This window comes from Ferrovum myxofaciens (assembly GCF_000735045.1).
Lineage (GTDB): Bacteria > Pseudomonadota > Gammaproteobacteria > Burkholderiales > Ferrovaceae > Ferrovum > Ferrovum myxofaciens.
Map to the genome: position 1 here is coordinate 1 of NZ_JPOQ01000609.1, position 253 is coordinate 253.

Genomic DNA, 253 nt, shown 5'->3' on the forward strand with positions numbered 1-253 from the left:
ACTACACTGGCGCAATTGCGCACCTTGAAACTGAATGGATTGGCCACCGGCCTTGAGGAACAACTGACCCAGTCGGGCATGGCCGGCATGAGCTTTGAAGAGCGCTTGGCACTGCTGATTGACCGGAAGGTCCACTACCGGACTGACCGCAGGCTGGTCCGCTTGCTCAAACAAGCCCATCTCAAGTATCCGCAGGCCGCCATCGAGGATATCAATGTCCGTCCCAGTCGGGGGATTGACCGCAGTGTGGTCA

1 protein-coding gene is annotated in these 253 nt (G+C 58.1%); it reads left to right on the plus strand.

Features of this window, described 5'->3' with window-relative positions:
• Positions 1-253: ATP-binding protein (locus tag IV91_RS0115330; RefSeq protein ID WP_031599638.1), on the plus strand; the 253-nt coding region annotated here is incomplete at both ends.